Origin of the sequence: Spiractinospora alimapuensis (assembly GCF_018437505.1) — a bacterium.
In the GTDB taxonomy this organism is placed as follows: Bacteria; Actinomycetota; Actinomycetes; order Streptosporangiales; family Streptosporangiaceae; genus Spiractinospora; species Spiractinospora alimapuensis.
In genome coordinates, this window is record NZ_CP072467.1 from 1,772,410 (window position 1) to 1,792,003 (window position 19,594).

At 69.7% G+C, this 19,594-nt stretch carries 15 protein-coding genes; 2 read left to right on the plus strand and 13 right to left on the minus strand.

What is annotated here, in order from left to right:
- Positions 1 to 321: 321 nt before the first annotated feature.
- A complete protein-coding gene (locus J4H86_RS08150) occupies positions 322 to 2,151 on the minus strand; it encodes a bifunctional homocysteine S-methyltransferase/methylenetetrahydrofolate reductase (RefSeq protein WP_236542896.1) in 1,830 nt (609 codons plus the stop codon).
- Positions 2,148 to 3,485, minus strand: a complete 1,338-nt coding sequence (locus J4H86_RS08155) for a helix-turn-helix domain-containing protein (RefSeq protein ID WP_236542897.1) — start codon at positions 3,483 to 3,485, stop codon at positions 2,148 to 2,150. The genes J4H86_RS08150 and J4H86_RS08155 overlap by 4 nt, the downstream gene beginning before the upstream one ends.
- Positions 3,486 to 3,876: 391 nt before the next feature.
- Between J4H86_RS08155 and J4H86_RS08160 the strand changes: the two genes are divergently transcribed.
- Both J4H86_RS08160 and J4H86_RS08165 read left to right on the plus strand, forming a co-directional pair.
- Positions 3,877 to 4,128 (plus strand): hypothetical protein, encoded by a 252-nt coding sequence (locus J4H86_RS08160; RefSeq protein ID WP_236542898.1) that lies wholly within the window; start codon positions 3,877 to 3,879, stop codon positions 4,126 to 4,128.
- Between the two features lie 403 nt (positions 4,129 to 4,531).
- Positions 4,532 to 5,020: a GNAT family N-acetyltransferase gene (locus J4H86_RS08165; RefSeq protein ID WP_236542899.1), complete on the plus strand. Its 489-nt coding sequence runs from the start codon at positions 4,532 to 4,534 to the stop codon at positions 5,018 to 5,020.
- Positions 5,021 to 5,102: 82 nt separating this feature from the next.
- On the opposite strand, the gene J4H86_RS08170 is transcribed toward J4H86_RS08165, so the two are convergent.
- The 11 genes from J4H86_RS08170 to J4H86_RS08220 form a co-directional block, all read right to left on the minus strand.
- Positions 5,103 to 6,215 (minus strand): barbiturase, encoded by a 1,113-nt coding sequence (locus J4H86_RS08170; protein ID WP_236542900.1) that lies wholly within the window; start codon positions 6,213 to 6,215, stop codon positions 5,103 to 5,105.
- A gap of 16 nt (positions 6,216 to 6,231) precedes the next feature.
- Positions 6,232 to 7,182 (minus strand): carbamate kinase, encoded by a 951-nt coding sequence (locus J4H86_RS08175; RefSeq protein WP_236542901.1) that lies wholly within the window; start codon positions 7,180 to 7,182, stop codon positions 6,232 to 6,234.
- A gap of 1,058 nt (positions 7,183 to 8,240) precedes the next feature.
- Entirely contained in the window at positions 8,241 to 9,107 is an 867-nt protein-coding gene (locus J4H86_RS08180) for an SDR family oxidoreductase (RefSeq protein WP_236542902.1), read from the minus strand.
- On the minus strand, positions 9,104 to 10,966 hold the full coding sequence (locus J4H86_RS08185; RefSeq protein WP_236542903.1) for a hydantoinase B/oxoprolinase family protein: 1,863 nt from the start codon (positions 10,964 to 10,966) through the stop codon (positions 9,104 to 9,106). Before J4H86_RS08185 ends, J4H86_RS08180 begins: the two co-directional genes overlap by 4 nt.
- Complete coding sequence (locus J4H86_RS08190) at positions 10,963 to 13,029, minus strand: hydantoinase/oxoprolinase family protein (protein WP_236542904.1); 2,067 nt, start codon at positions 13,027 to 13,029, stop codon at positions 10,963 to 10,965. Before J4H86_RS08190 ends, J4H86_RS08185 begins: the two co-directional genes overlap by 4 nt.
- A gap of 167 nt (positions 13,030 to 13,196) precedes the next feature.
- Positions 13,197 to 13,523, minus strand: a complete 327-nt coding sequence (locus J4H86_RS08195) for a helix-turn-helix domain-containing protein (RefSeq protein WP_236542905.1) — start codon at positions 13,521 to 13,523, stop codon at positions 13,197 to 13,199.
- Positions 13,524 to 13,612: 89 nt separating this feature from the next.
- Entirely contained in the window at positions 13,613 to 14,269 is a 657-nt protein-coding gene (locus J4H86_RS08200; RefSeq protein ID WP_236542906.1) for a response regulator transcription factor, read from the minus strand.
- On the minus strand, positions 14,248 to 15,363 hold the full coding sequence (locus tag J4H86_RS08205) for a sensor histidine kinase (protein ID WP_236542907.1): 1,116 nt from the start codon (positions 15,361 to 15,363) through the stop codon (positions 14,248 to 14,250). Before J4H86_RS08205 ends, J4H86_RS08200 begins: the two co-directional genes overlap by 22 nt.
- A gap of 431 nt (positions 15,364 to 15,794) precedes the next feature.
- The gene (gene secA2 / locus J4H86_RS08210) at positions 15,795 to 18,101 is read right to left on the minus strand and encodes an accessory Sec system translocase SecA2 (RefSeq protein ID WP_236543950.1); all 2,307 of its coding nucleotides are present in this window, start codon (positions 18,099 to 18,101) and stop codon (positions 15,795 to 15,797) included.
- Between the two features lie 104 nt (positions 18,102 to 18,205).
- Positions 18,206 to 18,790 (minus strand): GTP-binding protein, encoded by a 585-nt coding sequence (locus J4H86_RS08215; RefSeq protein WP_236542908.1) that lies wholly within the window; start codon positions 18,788 to 18,790, stop codon positions 18,206 to 18,208.
- 119 nt (positions 18,791 to 18,909) lie between these two features.
- Positions 18,910 to 19,590: an SRPBCC family protein gene (locus J4H86_RS08220; RefSeq protein WP_236542909.1), complete on the minus strand. Its 681-nt coding sequence runs from the start codon at positions 19,588 to 19,590 to the stop codon at positions 18,910 to 18,912.
- Positions 19,591 to 19,594: the final 4 nt, after the last annotated feature.

Genomic DNA, 19,594 nt, shown 5'->3' on the forward strand with positions numbered 1-19,594 from the left:
GTCCGATCCGGAACGGCGTCCACCACTGTGGTCCCGACACAAGAGAGGCCAGCTATCCCCTGTTGGGGAAGACGTCCCCTGGACTTCTTTCGCTGGCACCCCCAGGACACCGCGAATCGCGGCGCGGGTCAAGGCGCGACCCACCCAACTTCGACCGGGCACCGAGCCCGCGGGCGCTCACCGGAGGCGGGGCGCGAATCCAACTCCGGTGAGCGACCCAACGCAACCGAGTCCGGATCAGCCACAGGGGCACGACCTCGGGCGGTGGCGTTCGGTGACAGTAATACTGGAACGCGTTCTACCGCAAGGGCCCCGTGGGGGTCAGGCGCTCAGGACACGGTGGAGGGTGGTCACCGGGTCCTTCGACTGCGTCACCACCACACCGTCGGCCATCTTCTTGATCTCCGCGGCGAGTTCCGCCATCAGGTCGAGACCGACCTGGGGCGCCGACTCCTTGGCCTCGCCGAGCAGATCCAACGTGCGGCGGGGGACGACGACGTCGGGGACCTCGTGGGCGAAGAACTCCGCCTCCTCGAAGCTGACGAGTGGGCGCAGCGCCACGAACACGGGGACGCGGCCGTCCACCGTCCGAAGGAGCCGACCCAGCCCCTCCAGCTCGTAGACCGGGCGGGTGATGAGGAACTGAGCGCCGGCACCGATCTTCTCGAGAGTGCGCCGGTGCTCCTCCTCGGGTTCGCGACTGCCGGGATTGGTCCGCGCGCCGATCTCGAACTCGGTCTTGGCCGGTAGCCGCAGGTCGTAGAAGTCGACGCCCCTGTTCAGTCCGGCGAGGAGTTCGATGAGTCCCACGGAGTCCACGTCCCAGATGCCGTCCACGTGCGGGTAGTCGCCCAGTAGCGGGGGTGTGCCGGTCTCACAGACGATTCGACGGAGCCCCAGGGCGTGCGCCCCCAACAGGTCGGCCTGCAACGCCATGATGGTGCGGTCCCAGGTGGCGACGCTCGCCGCGGTGTCCACGCCCAGGTGTTGGCTCAGGTGCAGGGCGAGGTCCGCGCTGTTGACGTGGGCCCGGTTGCTGCGGGCGGCGGCGACGGTCACCAGGTGCGCCCCGGCGTCGCTCAGGTCCCGCGCCACCGTGAGGGCCGCGTCGACCTCCCCGATGTGCTCTGGCCGCAACTCCACCCCCACCACCGGGCCGGCCGCGGCGAAGGGAGCGGGGGTCGCGGTCTCGGTTGGTCGCTCCGTCACCACGGGGTCGGTCAGTGGGGCGGTCGGCGGCAGGGCGGTCGTCTCGTCGTGGCCGGCCCCGCCGTGGTCGAGGTCCCCGACGATCGCCGCCAGGTGGGCGGGGGTCGTACCGCAGCACCCGCCCACGACGGAGACCCCGAGCTCCATCGCGCTGGCGGCGTACCGGTTGAAGTACTCGTAGTCGACGTCGTACTCGAACCGTCCCGAGGCGGCGACCCGTCGCGGCAGCCCGGCGTTCGCCTGAACGGTGAGCGGGAGGTCGGTGTGCTCCCGCAGTTCGCGGACGACGGCGAGGGAACGTTGCGGGCCGAGCGTGCAGTTGGTGCCGAACGCGGTGACCGGCAGGTCGGCCATCGCGGCGGCGACCTCCCGCGGGGTGTGTCCGCTGAGCATGGTGAGGTTGGCGTTGAAGGTGGCCTGCGCGACGAGCGGCAGGTCGGTGCCCTCGGCCGCGGCGTGGACGGCTTCGACCAGCTCGTCGAGGTAGCCGAAGGTCTCCAGCAGCACGAAGTCGACACCGGCGTCGGAGAGGACCTCGATCTGCTCGCGCACGGACGCGGCCCGGTCCGCCGGCGACACCCGGCGACGTTGGTGGACGGTGACCGCTGGGGAGACGGCCCCGGCGACGAGCACTTTCCTCGCCTCGCCCACGGTCGCGGCCGCGTCCCTGGCGATCACCACGGCCGCCCGGTTGATCTCCTCGACCTGGTGGCCCAGTCCGTACTGGTCGAGGCGCAGCCGTCCCCCGGCGAAGGTGTTGGTCTGGATGATGTCGACGTTCGCCTCGACGTAGCGAGCGTGGATGGTGCGCACGAGGTCGGGGCGGGTCAGGTTGAGCGCCGGGAGCGCCTGGTCGAGAGTGTTCCCGGCGGCGTGCAGCATCGTGCCCATCGCGCCGTCACACAGCAGTCCCCCCGCGCGCAGTGTCTCCCGCACGTTCATCGTCGACTCCCCAGGCAGTCGTGGATCCCAATGGCGACCTCGGCCATCAGCCGGTCCCGATGCACGTTCAGGTCCAAACCAGTGATCTCCTCGATGCGCCGGATCCGGTAGCTCACCGTGTTGGGATGCAGGTGGAGATGCTGCGCGACCCGGCGCGGGCTGTGATTCTCCTGGAAGTAGACCGACAACGTTCTGAGATAGGCGACTCCGTGTGACCGTTCCTCGGCCATCAGCCTACCGAGGACTTCCTCGGCGAAGTCGCGCAGATGGTTGTCGTCGGGGATCCGGAGCAGGAGCCGATGGATACCCAGGTCGGCGAACGCGGTGACCTCCGCGGTGCGGCCCATGCGCCGTCCCGCCGCCAGCGCTCGCCGCGCCTCGGCGTAGGAGCGCGGAATGGACGCGGGCCCAGAGCAGGGGTTGCCGACGCCGATCCCGGCGACCTGGGGGCCCTTCGCCGAGTCGGACGCGGTGTCGGTGGCGAGGAACTGTTCCAGTCGCTGACCGGAACCGTGCGGCACCGGCGCGATCACCACCACCTCGTCGGTGCGGGTGATCACCACGCTGTCCGGAGAACGACGTGCCAGCAGCGTCTCCACCGGCGAGTGATCGCTCTCGCCACGCGCCCCCGGAACGGCGACGCTGATGACGTAGTACTCCCTCTCCTCGCCCAGACCGAGATGGCGTGCCCACCGGGTCACCTCGTGCTGGTTCCCCTCGCGACTGGCCAGCAGCCCCTCCACCAGGTTCTGCCGCGCGCGACGGGAGGCCGCCGTGGCGACCAGGTCACGGCCCAACACCACTCCGCACACCATCGCCGCGTGCTCGCTGGCGAGGAGGCGCATGTCGTCGCCGAGGCCGTCCCCGCGACTGCTCAGTGTGAGGAGGTAGCCGGCGATGTCCTCGCCGACCACGACGGGCGCGACGATGATGCACTCCGCGTCACCGCCCAGGGACGACACGGTGAGGGCGCGACGGTTGCGCGCCACCGCGGACAGGACGCTACTGAGCCCCGGTGAGCGTGCGTGGTCGCGGAGTTTCGCGAGGAGCTCCGTGCCGTCCGCTCCGGCGCGCGCGAGCGTCTCCAGGCCACGGTCGAGGACGGCCACACCGCGTCCCACGGTGGTAGCGAGGATACGGACGACGGAGTCCAGGTCCGTGTTCTGCGACGCGAGGGTCGAGAGGTGGCCACACATGGCGACGATCCCGCGCAGCATGGTGGTCTCGTCGGTGTCGGTCCCACCGGCGCCCGGGATCGGCGACGGTTCGGACTCGGAGAACGCCGGGACGGACAGGTTCGTGTGCGGTGAGGGGCGGCCGCCCGGAGGGGGCATGGTCCCCATCCCCTTTCGGTCCTGACGGAGCCATTCGTACGCACGGAATGGCGGTGGACGTGGGAGCCGTGGGAGCGACGCGGCGCCCGAAGGGACGGCTCGCGCTGCCGCTGGTCACCTACATTGTGACATAACACAATGCAAGCGGCCCCGATCTTGGCGAACCTCACAGGACTCCGTGGACCCCACGGAACCCACTCCGCCCGAACATGCGCTGAACAGCCAAAACACCCGGGCTGTGTGGTGACACAATCGGCCCGCCCTCCGAGCGGCCGCGACGCCCGCTGTGCCGGAACCCGAAATCGGGGACGATCTGTTGAGTTCCGGCACATATCTCCGGGTCACGCGGACTAATAGCGTTCTTCTTGAGCCGGACCGGAGAGGTGATGTCGTGAACAGCGTGACAACTCCAGTGCCGCGTGAACGGTCCCGCGTCACCGCGACCGGCGGGTCCGTCCGGGACTCCGCCGCCCAACGCGAGATCGACGCGCTGCGCGCGGAACTCACCGCGCTGCGCGCCACGGTCGCGCACCTCCGCGCCTCCAACGCGCGGGTCCCGGCTCAGCTACGCCCGGTCGTGGACCGGGCGGTCGCACACCACACGCCCCACATCGGTGCGGAAGCCACCACAGGGGCGGCCTAGCGCCCAGACTCCGCGCGGCAGCCACCGCACGGAGTCGATCCTCTCCCATGGGTGCGAACCAAGGGCCAGCGGCGGTTCAGGGGATGGTCCCGCCGCTGGCCCTTTTTTCTTTTTGTTCCCGGGTGCCGGGCCGGGCGCCATCCGACGGCCGCGTCGACGCCGCCCCTCCCCCTCCCCCTCCCAGACCCAGCGACCGGGCATGACCAACCGCGTCCGCCGGCCTGCTAGCGTCGAGACGTGAACTGCTTCGCCGCGGTGCGTACCCGCGACTGATCCGGCTCCCCCACTGGGAGCGACGGAGCCTCGCCCCAAAGGCGCGGCTCGTCCGATCATGTTCGCGACAACACCCGCCGATTGGTCGCCGCCCAACGGGCGCGCACGGCGACAGAGGAGCACCCAGTTCATGCGAATCCGCACCTATGAAGCGTCGGACTTCCAGCCACTGCTGGATCTGACCATCGCGACGTTCGACCCGTTCTACGAGGGCTCGTACCGCCCCCTGGTCGGCGAGACCGTGTTCGCCAACCTGCACGGGGCGTGGCGGCGGGACTACCACGACCTGATGCGGAGCGTCCACGACCCCCAGCGGGGCAGGCACGCCGCCGTCGCTCTACTGGACGACACGATCGTCGGGTACGCCCGCTGGGTGATACGGACCGACCGATCCCACGGCGAGCTCGACATGCTCGCCGTGGCGCCGTCCTACCGCGGGCACGGGGCCGGACGAGCCTTGGCACAGCACGCGATCGACCACATGCGGGCCGCGGGGCTTGACGTTGCGTCGATCAACACGGGCGGGGACGCCTTCCACGCGCCCGCCCGAGCGCTCTACGAGGAGCTGGGATTCACCCCACTCCCGGTCGTCAACTACACGATGCCGCTGCGGCCCTGACTCGCCCCGACGTCCACACATGAACGAGGGCCGAGCGGGGACATCGCCTCCGCTCGGCCCTCCTGGGGGCTGACTAGTCCAATCAGGCGCCGTGGTCCACGATCGCGGCCGTGATGCCGCCACCGCTCGGGCCCTGGTGGACGGCCGCCACGGAGACGAACACCGCCGGGTCACCGGTGACGGCGGCGGTGACGCCACCGACGGTCGCCTTGATCTGGCGGTGCCAGTGCACGTCGGAGTCGTCCAGCATGATGTTGCGCCGGTCGCGCACCCGGCCGCTCGGGTCGGCCTCACACTTCAGGAAGACGTTCACGAGCTTGTCGCCGAGGTCGGAGGTGTGCGGACGCTCCGGCAGATCCAGGCCGGCGGAACGGATGGCCCGCCAGATGCCGTCGGAGTCCAACGCGTCCTTCATGACGTCGTGCCCGGCCTGGAACCGGCCACCGACGCCGCGGGCGTTGCCGACGACGACGATCTGGGCCCGGTCCAGCTCCACACCGGAGGAGCAGGACGCGACCGAGGAGTACAGGGAGAGGTCGGCGTGGATCTGCTCCGCCGTCGGCTCGTCGATCTCGCCCAGCGCCACGGCGATGCCCAGCGCGGTGGTCGAGTTGGAGATGTCCATCGACTTCAGCGTGTCCTCGGTGACCACGTCGTGGCCCCGCTTCTTCGCGTCGGTGATGGTGTCCAGCGTGAGCAGAGGGGTCTTCGTCTGCACGTAGTGGACGTCCGCCGGGTCGGTGATCCCGACCGAGGCCATCGCCTCGCGCACACCGGCCGCGACGGTCTTCACCATGGCGGGACGGCCCACGTCCTCGGGGTTGATGACGTCACTCATGGTGACGCCGACCACGACCCGCGGCTCGTCGGTGGGCTCGTAGCGGCCCTCCGGGGCGTGGGCGAAGACGGTGGCGTGCGGCGAGATGACACCGTCCGTACCGCCCGACCACACCAGCGGGACCTGCTTGACCTCGTCTTCGCTGCGCTTCCCGCGCTCCATCAGGACCTCACGGAACGCCCGGTCGGCGAGGATGCGGGTGTAGTCGTTGACCCCACCGTTGCCCTCGGTCTTGCCCACGACGGCGAGGACGTCGTCGGCGGCGAACACACCTTCGTCGATCAACCGCGCGAGGCCGGAGGCGTCGGTGACGCTCTCGATCGCGACCTTGTGCACCTCTACTGGCCGGTTAGACATGTGGCTCTCTTTCCTCTCACGGTTCTCTGGTCAGGACGGTGCCGGCCTGCCCGGCGATTCCCTCGGGCAGCCGCTCCAGAGCGGTGATGACGGCGCGGGTGCCGCCACCTTCGACGAAATCCAGGGCGGCCTCCACCTTCGGACCCATGCTGCCCGCCGCGAACTGCCCGTCGTCGACGTGGCGGCGCAGCTCGGTGGTGGTGACCTCGTGCAGTTCCCGGGCGTCGGGGGTACCGAAGTTGACGACAGCGGCGGGCACGTCGGTCGCGATGACCAACGTGTCGGCCTTCACCGTGCGCGCGAGCAGGGCCGCGGTACGGTCCTTGTCCAGGACCGCCTGCACCCCGTTCACCCGCGCGTCCGGGCCCACCGTCACCGGGATCCCACCGCCCCCCGCGGCCACGGGGGTGACTCCCGCGGCCAGTAGGATCCGCACCGACTCGGCGTCCAGCACCTCACGGGGACGGGGTGAGGGCACCACGCGGCGCCACCCCTTCGCGCCGAAGTCGACGAAGTGCTGTCCGTGCTCACGCAGCTTCGACGCCTCGGCCTCCGAGACGTAGCGGCCGACCGGCTTGTCCGGGGCCCCGAAGGCGGGATCGTCGGGATCCACCCGGACCCGCGTCACCATGGCCGTCGCGTGGCCGTCGAGACCCCGGCGCCACAGAGCGGCCTCCAAGGCGCTCACCATGATGTAGCCGATCGATCCCTGTGTCTGGGCACCGCACCAGTCCAGGCCCACGGGCGGCACCACGTCCGCCGCGAGCTCGTTCTTCACCAGCAGGTTGCCGACCTGGGGGCCGTTGCCGTGCGTGAGCACGACCTCGATGCCCCGCTCGAGGAGAACGGCGACCGGTTCCATCGCCACCTCGACGGCGGCCCGCTGGTCCTCCGGACGGGCGTTCCCGTCCGACGAGGTCATGGCGTTCCCACCCAAGGCGACCAACACCCGACGCGCTTCGGCCATCAGGATCCCTTCGTTCCCAGTGCGCTGCAATCCTGGTACGCCGAGCCTAGAGACACCGGTCACCATCGGGCGCTAGCGACAGTCGCCGAAGAACCCAAGGTCAATCGGCACGACTCCATAACCACGGAGTGGGCGACCCCCGCCGGCCCGAACGCCTAGCGCCGAGGCGCCAGACAGACCGTGCGCATCGTACCGCCGCCCCCAAGGCGCCCACGTCGACGCCCATCCGCGCCGGTCTCCCACCAAAGCGCCCGTCCCGACGGGCCCGCCGGAGACCACGGCCTCTCCCCCGCGTGCGCGGGGCTCGCTCTATAGGTGGTGGTTGTGGTTGAGCGAGGGATGGTGGGTGTTGTCGACCTCGGTATAGCGGGTCGATGTGCACCTCCACCGGTTGGATGTGGCGAAATCCCGGTGGAGGAATCCTGATGGCGGCAGTCATCATCGCGGGCGGGCAGGGACCACTGCCCGCCGGTACGACATGACGCCGAACCATCAGACCGAAGGTTCCAAAGAACCAGCCCGCCCCTCGGCCCACTCACGAAACACGACCCAGGGGCCGAGCGTCGGGTCGCCGGGCCGCGGCCCATCCATCCCCGCGTGCGCGGGGCTCACCTCTTCGTCCAGTACGCCGCGGATCTGGGAAACGGTCCATCCGCGCTTGCGCGGAGCTCACATCCTCGTTGACGAGCGGGGGGCGGGCAAGACGGGCGACAAACCCCCGCCCGCGGGGCTCACAGGAGACGACCTGGGCTTCTTTGGTCCCGTTACCGTTCCGCGACTTCTGGGGCCTTCTTCAGGCTCTCACACAGCCACAGAGCGCGTTGATGTGGACGCTTCCTGTCTGCTTCCGGCGGGGCGGATGCTGAGGCACCGCGCGAACGCGGACCGGCTCGGTCCTCGATTCCCGGTCCGTGGCGCGCGCCGGAGAGTCGCACACCAACTCGGACGGCCTGCCGGGCCGGGCCGGCCACGGCCCCGCGAACCGAGTACGCCCGCGGATGGGGGCGTTTCGCGTCCCCATCCGCGGGCGTGGGCCGCTCAGGATCTCCGGATCGGCGTCACGGCTTCGTGAGTTCCCGGGCGAACACATCCGAGACCGACGTTCCCGCGTGTCCCAGGAGAGCGGTCAGGACACGGCCGTTGCCGGGCAGGCCGTACGCGTCGTAGTAGGAGAACATGGCGGCGAGCGCCGTCACGACATGCTCGGGGACCGCGCGGGACCGCGCGGTGGCGGCCCAGTCGGCGGGGTCGATCCGCACGGCGCGCACGTCCCGGCCCAGGGTCGCCCCCAGGTCACGGGCGACGGACTCGGCGGTCACCGCCTCCGGCCCCACCAGTTCGTAGGTGCCGCCTCGGTAGCGCTCCTCCGCCAGGCACCGAGCCGCGACCTCCGCGACGTCCCTGAGGTCGACCATCCCGAACGGGGCGTCGACCCGGTAGGGAACCCGCAACTCGCCGTGCTCCCGCACCCTGTCCAGGCCCTCCAGCAGGTTCTGCGTGTAGGGGCCCGGCTGGAGGACGGTGACGTCCATCCCCGTCTCGAACAACGCCGCCTCCACCAGGAGTTTGTCCCAGTGGTGGGGCATCGCTCGGATCTGGGGGCGCAGCACCGAGTGGTAGACCACCCGACGCACACCCGTCGCCTGGGCCGCGCCGATCAACGCCTCGCCGATCGCGACCTCGGCGCCGCTCATGTTCGGCGCGATGTGGTAGACGCCCGTCGTGCCGCGCAACGCCTCGGCGACGTCGTCGCGGTCACGCATGTCGCCGACGCGCACTTCGGTGGCGCCGGCCGCGCGGGCGGCGTCCGCCTGCTCGGGTCGGCGGACGAGGGCCCGCGTCGGCAGATCCCGGGCGCGCAACGCCTCGATGACGGCGCGGCCGGTCTTGCCGGCCGCACCTGTGACCAGTACCGGCGACGTCACAGCCGGTCCACCTCCGCGAAGTTCGCGCCTCCGGCGAGAGTGGCGAACCCCGCGCCACGGTCGAAGAACGGGGCGTCGGAGGGCCGCTTCGCGCGAAGCTCGGCCCGAAGCTCGGTCGTCGCCGTCTCGTCGGCGACCGGCTCGCCGTCGACCCAGGTGAACACGACGCCGTAGTCGTCCTTCGCGGCGTCCGCTGAGACCTTGCCCCAGCGAACGTCCCGCGCCACGCGCCACACCTCGCGGTCGAGGGGGTCGCCCCAGCCGCCTCCGCCGGTGGTGCGGATGCGGATGACCTCGCCCGCCTGGACCGGTTCGTCGTCCACGAGACCGTCCATCTCGCGTTCGTTGGGACCGCCCGGGTCGATGGTCACCTGGAAGGGCCGCCCGGCGTGGCCGCCCCGAACGCCCCAGCACGACAGGATGGTGCGGTCCGCGATGGACATGAACGAGGCCTCACGCAGCATCCGGATGTGCTTCTCGTAGCCGAGCCCGCCACGGAACTCCCCCGGCCCGCCGGAGTCGACGGCGAGCCCCAGCCGCTCCACCCGGAACGGGAAACGGGACTCCGTGAACTCGGTGGGGAGGTTGCGCGAGTCCGGAACGACGTGGATGGTGTCCTCGCCGTCGGAGTAGTAGCGGCCTCCGGAGCCACCGCCGAGCACCTCGCGCATCAGGTAGTGCTTGCCGTCGGCGTCGCGCCCGTGCACCCCGGTGTAGCGGATCGTCTCCTGGTCCGCGGGCATACGTCCGTCGACCGCCTTGGCGAGCACGCCGGCGAAGACGCCGAGCAGCCGCAGGATGACGAACGTCCGGGCGTTGGTCGGCGCCGGGAACTCGGGCGTGAGCAGGGTCCCCTTGGGGGGGAACGTCATGTCGATGAGGGGGACGATGCCCTCGTTGACGTCCAGCTCGGCCATCCGCTCGGGGGTGTCGGCGAGGTTACGCAGGATGGGCGCCAGCCACTTCTTCAGGAAGTTGCCGTCGGCGTAGTCACCGCAGTGGTTGATCGGGCCCTTGGCCTGCGGCGAGGTACCGGTGAAGTCGATGTGCAGCTTGTCCGGCGTCTTCGTCAGGGTGATGCGCTGGGTGTGGAGCTTGGGTTCGTCCACTCCGTCGTGCTCCGCGTAGTCCTCCCACACGTAGGTCCCGTCGGGGATCTTGGTGAGGATCTCGCGGCGGTAGGTCTCGGTCGTGCGCTGGAGCAGGCCCTCGAAGCAGCTCTCGACGGCGGAGCGGCCGTAGCGCTCGAAGAGCTCGCTCAGTCGCCGAGCGCCCATGAGGCAGGCGGAGCATTCGGCGTCGAGGTCGGCGGCGAGGGAGTCGGGCATACGCGAGTTGCGCGTCATGATCCGCAGCGCCGCCTCATTCGGCACTCCCTGGTCCCAGAGCTTGATCGGAGGCACCATCAGGCCCTCCTCGTAGACCGAGGTCGCTCCGGAGGGCATGGACCCGGGGCAGGCACCACCGATGTCGTCGTGGTGGCCGAAGGCCTGGACGAAGGCGACGACCTCGCCGTCGTGGAACACCGGCACGGTGACGCACAGGTCGGGCAGGTGGCCGATGCCGCCTTCGGACTCGTAGACGTCGTTGTGGAAGAAGACGTCCCCCGGGCGCATGGTCTCCAGGGGGAAGTCCCGGGCGACCGGCTGCACCAGCGCGGAGTAGGAACGTCCGGTGAGCTTGCGCAGTCGCCGGTCGTGGATGCCCGCGCGGAAGTCGTGGGCGTCGCGGATCATGGGTGACCGGGACGTCCGGGCGATCGCGGTCTCGACTTCCTGTTCGATCGAGGCGAGTGTGCCCTGAACGATCTCCAACAGGACCGGGTCGACGGTGTCGCGGATGGTGTCGGCGGCACTCATGCGTCCTCCCCCTGGGTAATCACGATGTTGCCGAATCGGTCGATGGTTGCGGAGAAGCCGGGGTGGAGCGGGATCGTGGATCCGAACTCCTCCACGACGGCGGGGCCGACGATGGTGTCGCCCGGGCTCAACAGTCCGCGCGCGTAGATCGGCGTGTCCTGGTAGCCGTACTTCTCGTCGAAGTACACCGGTCGTGTCGCCGTGTGGGCGCGTTCCAGCCCACCGGGGTGTCCCTCCAGGGGACGCGCCTGGGGCCGCTCGATCGGCCCCACCCCGGTCACGCGCAGGTTCACCCACTCCACGGGCTGGTTCTTGGCGTCCCGCAGGTCGTAGCCGTAGAGCTGGTGGTGGGCGTCGTGGAACGCGGCGGCCACGGTGGCCGCCAACTCGGCGTCGATCGGGCCGTCGGGAACGGGAACCCGCACCTCGAAGGCCTGTCCCTCGTACCGCAGGTCCGCGGAACGCAGGAACTGGTGCTCGTCAGCCGCGAACCCCTCGGTTTCCAGGGCGGCCGCGGCCCGCTCGGTGAGGCCGTCGAGGATGTCGGCGACAGCGGCGTGGTCGAGGTTCTCGTGCGGCATCACCGCGGTGCGCACGTAGTCGTTGCGCACGTCCACGGTGAGAAGGCCGTAGGCGGAGACGTTGCCCGGGTCCGGCGGAACGAGCGCGCCGGCGGCGCCGAGGATGTCGATGAGGCGACAGATGAGCAGCGCCCCCGAGCCACCGAACGAGGTGATGTGGAAGTCGCGGATGTCCAGACCGCGCTTCACCGTGATCTGCCGCAGCGCGTTCGCCTGGTTCCAGGCCGAGATCTCCAGGACACCGGTCGCGGTCCGCTCGGGGTTCAGTCCGAGGGCCTCACCCAGTTTCACGACGCCGTCCCGAGCCGCCTCGGTGTCCAGCGGGAACTCGCCGCCCAGGAGGTGCGGTGGGATCCTGCCCAGCATGGCGTGGGCGTCGGTGATGGTGGGCTCGGTGCCGTCGGTGCCGTAGCACAGCGGGCCGGGTGAGGCACCGGCCGACTGTGGGCCGACCTTGAGCGTGCCCTCGGGGCTGATCCAGGCGATCGAACCGCCGCCCGCGCCGACGGTGACGATGTCGATCATCGGGGTCTTGACGGGGTAGCGGCCGATGGAGCCCTCGGTCGTGACGGTCGGCTCCCCGTCCAACACGACGGAGACGTCGGTGGAGGTGCCGCCACCGTCCAGGGTGACCACCTTGTTGAAGCCCGCCCTGCGCGAGATGAGGGCCGCGCCGAGCGCGCCGGCGGCGGGACCGGACAGCACGGTGGAGATCGGCTGGTGCACGACCTCTCCCGCGGAGATGATGCCGCCGTTGGACTTCATGATGTGGAACGAGCCGTCGAGGCGTTCCCGGATCTGGGCGACGTACCGCGTCACCCGCGGCTTCACCGCCGCGTCCACGAGGGTGGTCATGGCCCGTTCGTACTCGCGGTACTCGCGGAGCACTCGCGAGCTCAGGGAGACGACCGCGTCGGGGTGCTCCGCCCGCAGGATCCGCAGCACCCGCTCCTCGTGGTCGGGGTTGGCGTAGGCGTGCAGCAGGTTCACCCCGATGGTGGTGATGCCCTTGTCCCGGAACCACCGGGCCGCGCGCGCCACGTCCTCCTCGACGAGGGGGCGCACCTCCGCGCCGGTGTAGTCCAGCCGACCACCGACGGTGTGCACCATGTCGGGGGGCACGATCCGGTCCGGCTTGACCCAGAAGTAGGAGTTGCCGTACCCGTCCGGAACCGCCTGCCGGGCGATCTCCAGGACGAACTCGTACCCCTCGGTGGTGATGAAGCCCAGCCCGTCGATCTTGTCTTCGAGTAGCTGGTTGGTGGCGACGGTGGTCCCGTGCGAGACGGAGGTGACGGTGACGTCCTCGCCACACAGCCGGCGGATCTTCTCGATCCCCGCCATGAATCCCTCGGCTGGGTCGGCGGGAGTCGACGGCGTCTTGGTGGTCACCAGCTCGCCGGTGTCCTCGTCCACCGCCACGACATCGGTGAAGGTCCCTCCGGTGTCGATCCCGACCCGCACCCGACGGTGCCCTGTCATCAGCACAGCTCCCTGCTTCGAGTCCGAACAACGTGTGTTACGGATTCAAGCTCGCCGCGCCCACCTCGGGAATCGGCAGGTTGTGCCAAGTCTCTCGGCAATAGTTGGTGTGGTGTCTCGTGGAGATGGGTTCGTGTGCCGGGTGGAGCCACTCATGGGGCAGGCCGTCAGGCCGCGGCGGGAGGCTCCCCCACGGGAATCCGCACCGTACGATCCCCGAAGTCGGCGACGAGGTCGAGATGGCCGCCCAGGGCCGCAACGTAACGGGCGATGACATCGATCGAGATGGTTTCCCCGTGCTCGATCTGGGAGATCCGAGCGGTACTCACGGCCATCGCTTCCGCCACATCCCGTTGCGTCATACCCAACTGCCTACGGGTCTCCGCCAAGCGGTGCCCACGCGACTCCGCCAGGAACCGACGCGCGTTCTCAGCCACCGTCGTTGGATCAGCGCCGGCCGCGTAGAGCTGTTCCTCCAGAACTTCCCAGTCCACTGGCTCCCGCCTAGGCACACTTGGCGTTCGCGAAGCCTTGAACCTATCGCCGTTACCGGCCCCACGGGGAGGAATCGGAGAATCTCCGCTCACCCCCGCAGGTAGGCGAGGACGGCCATCACGCGACGGTTGATGTCGGAGTCGTCCGGTGGGAGGTCGAGCTTGGCGAGGATGTTGCCGATGTGTTTTCCGACCGCGGCCTCGCTCAGGAAGAGGATTCCGGCGATGCGGGCGTTGGAGTGGCCGGCGGCCATGAGGGCCAGGACCTCACGTTCGCGTTCGGACAGTCGTTCCAGGGGGTCGCCACGGCGGCGGACGAGTTGGCGGACGACGGTCGGGTCGACGATGGTGCCTCCGGCGACTACCGCGCGCAGGGCCTCGGCGAACTCCTCCACGTCGACGATGCGCTCCTTGAGCAGGTAACCCACGCCGCGCCCGTCGTCGGAGTCCAGCAGGTCGGCCGCGTAGCTCTGCTCCACGTACTGGCTCAGGGCGACGACGGGGAGACCGGAGCGCCGGCGACGGAGTTCCACCGCGGCGCGAAGTCCCTCGTCGGTGAACCCTGGCGGCATCCGGATGTCGGTGACGACGAGGTCCGGCTCGTGCTCGGCCACCGCGCTCATCAAACTCGGCGCGTCCTCCACCGCGGCGACCACGGTGAAGCCGAACCGCCCCAGCAGACTCGCCAGCCCCTCTCGCAGCAGCACGCCGTCCTCGGCGATGACTACACGGACGGTTCCTGACATGGCAGCTCCACGGTGAGTCGGGTCGGTCCCCCAACGGGACTCGTCAGTGTCATTCTCCCGCCCACGACCGACACCCGGTCCTCCATGCCGGTCAGCCCGGTGCCGAAGTTCGCGTCGGCGCCGCCTTCACCGTTGTCGGTGATCTCCAGCTCGAGCGAACTGTCGTGCGGCCTGGTCGTCAGTCGCGCCCTCACCCAGGCCTGAGTCGCTCCACTGTGCTTGGCGATGTTGGTGAAAGCCTCGGCGACGACGAAGTAGGCCGTGCTCTCCACATGGCTGGGCAACCGATCATCCAACAGGATCGTCACCTCGACCGGAATGGTGGTGCGGTCGGTGAGCTCGGCGACCGCCGCGGGGAGTCCCAGGTCGGTGAGGACCTTCGGGTGGATTCCCCGCACCAGTTCCCGCATTTCCTCGATCAGGTCCTTGGCCTGTTCGTGCGCCGACGCCAGGGTGTCCCGCGCCGGGGAGTCGGCGGGTACGTCCATCCGGGCGAGCCCGAGCTGCATGGCGAGCGCGACGAGGCGCTGCTGGGCGCCGTCGTGGAGGTCGCGCTCTATTCGCCGGCGCTCGGCCTCGAAGGCGTCCACGATGCGGGCACGGGACCGACTGACCTCGGAGAGCTCCGCGCGCAGCCGTTCCTCCCCCCACGGGGACAGCAAGGCGCGCGCGACCAGCCCGTGCAGACCGGCGAGGAGTCCGAGGGCGTAGAGGAACACCGGGATCATCAACACGCCGACCAGCACCAGGGGCAGGCTGTCGGAGACCGCTTCGGCACGGTAGAAGAAGACGTCGATCGTGCCGTCACCCCGCAGCAGAAACGGAGAGAGCAGGAACACGCTGATCCCAGCCACCGCGGCGGAGACCACAACGAAGGAGAGAGGGAAGAACACTCCGCTGATCAGCCACATGTAGGCGAGTTCGCGCCACGTCGCCGACTCGGTGTATCGCTGGCGAATCCAGTGCCACAGCCCCGGACCTGGTGGGGTGCGATGTGGATCGGCGGTGGCCATGCCGATCATGCGTAGACGCACCCGTTCCACGTTGGCCAACGGCAGCGAGAGCAGAGGGCCGAACAGGACCAGCGCGGTCACACCGACAGCGGTGAAGATCAGTGTCGCGGTCGGGAAGGAGCTGGCTCCCCGTCTCCCGTCCCTCGAGGTAGGTGACGATCGCGATGAGGAGTGGCGACAACAACAACCACAGGGGCGCGGCGAGGATGGTGACGGTGAGGCCCGTTGTCACCACGTACCCCGCCGAGCGCCACGGCCAGCTCGAGACCAGGTACGACGGGTGGCGCAGGGCACGCAGGGGTGTCCACTGCGTCGTGACGGCTCGGTTCATGCACTACACGCTAGGCAACGCGGGCACTGCCAGTAATGACTCCAGCTCCACGCTCGCGGTGGGCCTAGCCCTACCTCGGGCGTGGAGCTGGCAATGTCCCTGGCCGCCACCGGCGCCTCCGTGACGTCGATCACGGACACACTGGGGCGACGAACGACGCGCCGTCGGCCGCCACCTCGTCTCAGGAGCCCCCACGCAGCCGCGTCCGTGCCCTGCCGACCAGCCGGTCCATCTCCGAACCGAAGGGCCGGTCGTGCACCATGTAGGTCCACGTGGACGAGGGCCGTTTCACCCCGACCGACTCGGCGTCGATCGAGCCGTCGACCACGGGCACCTCCTCGAAGGTCTCCGCGGCACGCGTGCGTGCCCCGTCCAGGAAGCCCTTGAAGACGGGGACGGCGTCGGCGTTGAACTCGTCGAGCGGGTCACGACGCCCCAGGACGCGAAGGTGGATCCCCTCGCGCAGCTCCTCGAGGAACGCCAGATGGTCCGTCCAGCCACGGTCGAGGTGGTAGAGGGTGATGTGTCGCGCGGCACGCTCCACCTCCTCCGTACCGACCTCCTCCACGAGCTGCTCGTAGCGCTTGGGGCAGTCGGCGGCGAGGTGGCGGGCACCCAGTCCGTCGTTGAGGACGTGGCCGCGTTGTTCGAGTACGGTGGCCCGCTGGACGTCGATGAGCTGGCTGTAGCGCCAGGTGTTGCGATGCAGGTCAAGCAACTGCCCCTCGGCGATGCGCTGGGCACGGTCGACGCTCTCGCGCCACGCGGCGTCGGTGACCTCGCCCTCGGCGCTGACCTCGAGCTCCGCGTTGCTGAGCTCGGGAAGGTTCGCGGTGATCAGGTCGTCATCGACGCTGACGTAGAACCGGGTGCTTCCGGGGTCGCCCTGTCGGCCCGCGCGGCCACGGAGTTGGTCGTCGAGCCGGCTCGAGGGGTAGCGGCCGAAGCCCATAACGTACAGACCACCGACGTCGGCGACGCGCTCGCGGTCGGACATGTCGCTGCCACCGAGCCGGATGTCGGTCCCCCGCCCCGCCATCTGTGTGGAGACGGTGATCCGCTCGTAGGTGCCGGCCTCGGCGATGATGGACGCCTCGTTGGCGTCGTTCTTGGCGTTGAGTACCACGCAGTCGAGGTTCTCCCGCCGCAGCCGGGTGGCGATGCGTTCGGACTCGGCGACGTCCTGGGTCCCGATGAGGATGGGTCGGCCGGTGGCGTGGATCTCCGCCACCTCCTCGACCAGGGCGTCCTCCTTCTCCTCCCGGGTCGCGTACAGCCGGGTGGGGTAGTCGACCCGGATCACCTCGGCGTTGCGCGGGATGTCGGCGACCTCGAGGTCGTAGAACTCGCGGAGCTGGTCGCCGACGGCGATCGCGGTGCCGGTCATTCCGGACAGGGTGGGGTAGCGCAGCATGAGCGCCTGCACCGTGATGGAGTCCAGGACGACTCCGGTGTCGCTGGTCTCCAGCTTCTCCTTGACCTCGACCGCGGCCTGGAGACCGTCCGGCCACCGCTGCAACAGGGCGATGCGGCCCCGCGACTCGTCGATGAGTTTGACCGCGCCGTCACGCACGACGTAGTCCACGTCCCGGCGTAGGAGCACCCGAGCGTGCAGGGCGAGGTTGACCTGGGTGAGGAGCTCGGAGTTCTCCTCGTCGTAGAGGTCGATCTCGCCGAGGTGCTCCTCGGCGAAGGTGAGGCCCTCGTCGGTGAGCTGAACGTTGCGCCCCTCGTCGTCGACCTCGTAGTGGGTGCGGGCCCGCATGCCCGCGACGATCTGGGCGACCTCGTGGTTGGCCTCGGTCGCCTCCGCGGCTCCGGCCAGCACCAGCGGAACACGCGCCTCGTCCACCAGCACGGAGTCGGCCTCGTCGATGAGGGCGACCTCGGGGGCGGGGAGAACGAGCTCCTCGGGGTCCAGCCGCATCCGGTCCCGCAGGACGTCGAAGCCGAGTTCGTTGACCGAGGCGTAGGTGACGTCGCCGGCGTAGGCGCCGCGTCGCTCCTCCGGGGTCGACTCCTGGCCGATCCAGCCCACGGCGAGGCCGAGCAGCTCGTACAGCGGACGCATCCACTCGGCGTCCCGTCGGGCCAGGTAGTCGTTGACCCCGAGAACGTGGACGCGCTTGCCGCGCAGCGAGAAACCGGCCGCGGCGATGGCACCGGCGAGGGTCTTTCCCTCACCGGTGGCCATCTGGGCGACGTGCCCGTCCAGGAGCGCCATCACGCCCAGGAGCTGCACGTCGTAGGGCCGCTCGTCCACGGTGCGGCGCGCGGCCTCCCGCGCCAGCGCGAGGAACTCCACGAGGTCGTCGCGCTCGTAGGGAAGTTCCGCTTCGGCGAGCCTGGTGGCGGCCTCGGTGATCTCCGTGTCGGAGAAGTCGCGTACCTCCGACTCCCGTGCCTCGATCGGCCCGAGGAGCTTTCGGTAGGGCCGCAGGTCCACCGAGCCGGGCCGGCCCAGGGCCCGCCGGACATTCTTCGTCAGCGTTGCGAACACCACAGCAGCCTAACGCGCGTGACCCCCTCGACGGTTCCACGAGGGGGTCAATATCGAACAGCGCGCCGTACGGAGGAATCCGCGGGGTGGCGTCACACGGTGCGGGCCACCGGCCGACTGCGAACGGCGGTGCCCATCGTGTGGGTCACCAGTGAGATCAGCACCTGCCGCACCGATTCCCGATCCCGCGCGTCACAGCGCACGATCGGCACCTCCGGCGCGACGCCGAGCGCGTCGCGCAGCGTGGACTCCGGGTACTGGTAGGCGTTGGGGAACACGTTGTCGGCGATCACGAACGGCAGCTTGTACGTCCGCTCGAAGTAGTCGATCGCCGGGAAACTGTCCGGCAGCCGCCGGGTGTCGATCAGGACGACGGCGCCGAGCGCTCCGCGCACCAGCTCGTCCCACATGAACATGAAGCGGGACTGCCCGGGCGTACCGAACAGGTACAACGCCAGGTCGGTGTCCAGCGTGATCCGGCCGAAGTCCATCGCGACCGTGGTGCTGGCCTTGTCGGGTGTGTTGGACAGATCGTCAACGCCGGAACTCGCCGAGGTCATCGCCGCTTCGGTGCGGACCGGATCCACCTCGGAGATGGAGCCGATGAAGCTCGTCTTGCCCGCACCGAAGCCGCCGGCAACGATGATCTTGGTTGACAGCCTGGGGGAACCGTTCAATGCTCGTTCCTCATCGCGCACGGGTACCACGGGTGTGAAAAGTCCCTGGGGACCCGACCCACAGTACCCCGCCCGGGCCCGGTTGTTGGTGCAAACCCCCCGAGATTAGGCGGAAATCGTTAGGATTCGCGTCCGCGTGAGTCCGGGCGTGGGAAGGCGCGCCGGGCCGCACGGGCGCCGATCACGACGCCCAGGAGCGCGATGGCCGCACCCACGAGGATCCCGCGAACGAAGGAGTCGCCCGACCAACCGCCTGCGGCCGGTACCCCGGCGACGGCGCCCGCGGACGGTACGACGGTGGTGGCCTGCCCCTCGGTGGTCGACGCGCCCGCGGCGGCCTTCGGCTCGCCCCGCGTGGACGTCCCGAGGATCTCCGCCTCCAACGCGGCGAAGAACTGGCCGGCCATCTTCTTGGAGACCGCGGAGAGGACCCGCTGCCCCACACCACTGATGGTGCCGCCCACGATCGCCTCTGCGTCGTAACTCACACCGCAGGTGCCGTCGGCGTTGTCGGTGAGTCGAACTGAGACGTCCGCCTGTACGGTTCCGGGAGCGCCGGAGCCGGACGCGCGCAGCACCAGCGAGCTCGGCTCGACCAGGTCGGTGAGCGACACGTTGCCGTCGAAGGTGCCCTTGATGGAGGCGACTCCGGCGGTGATCGCACCCCGGTACTGGTGCGGGCCGACCTCCTCCAGTTCCTGGGCGCCGGGAATGGTGCGCGCCAGGACCTTGGGGTCGAGCAGGGCCCGCCACACATCGGCGGCCGGTGCCTTCACGTTTGCTGTTCCGGTGACACGCATGGGT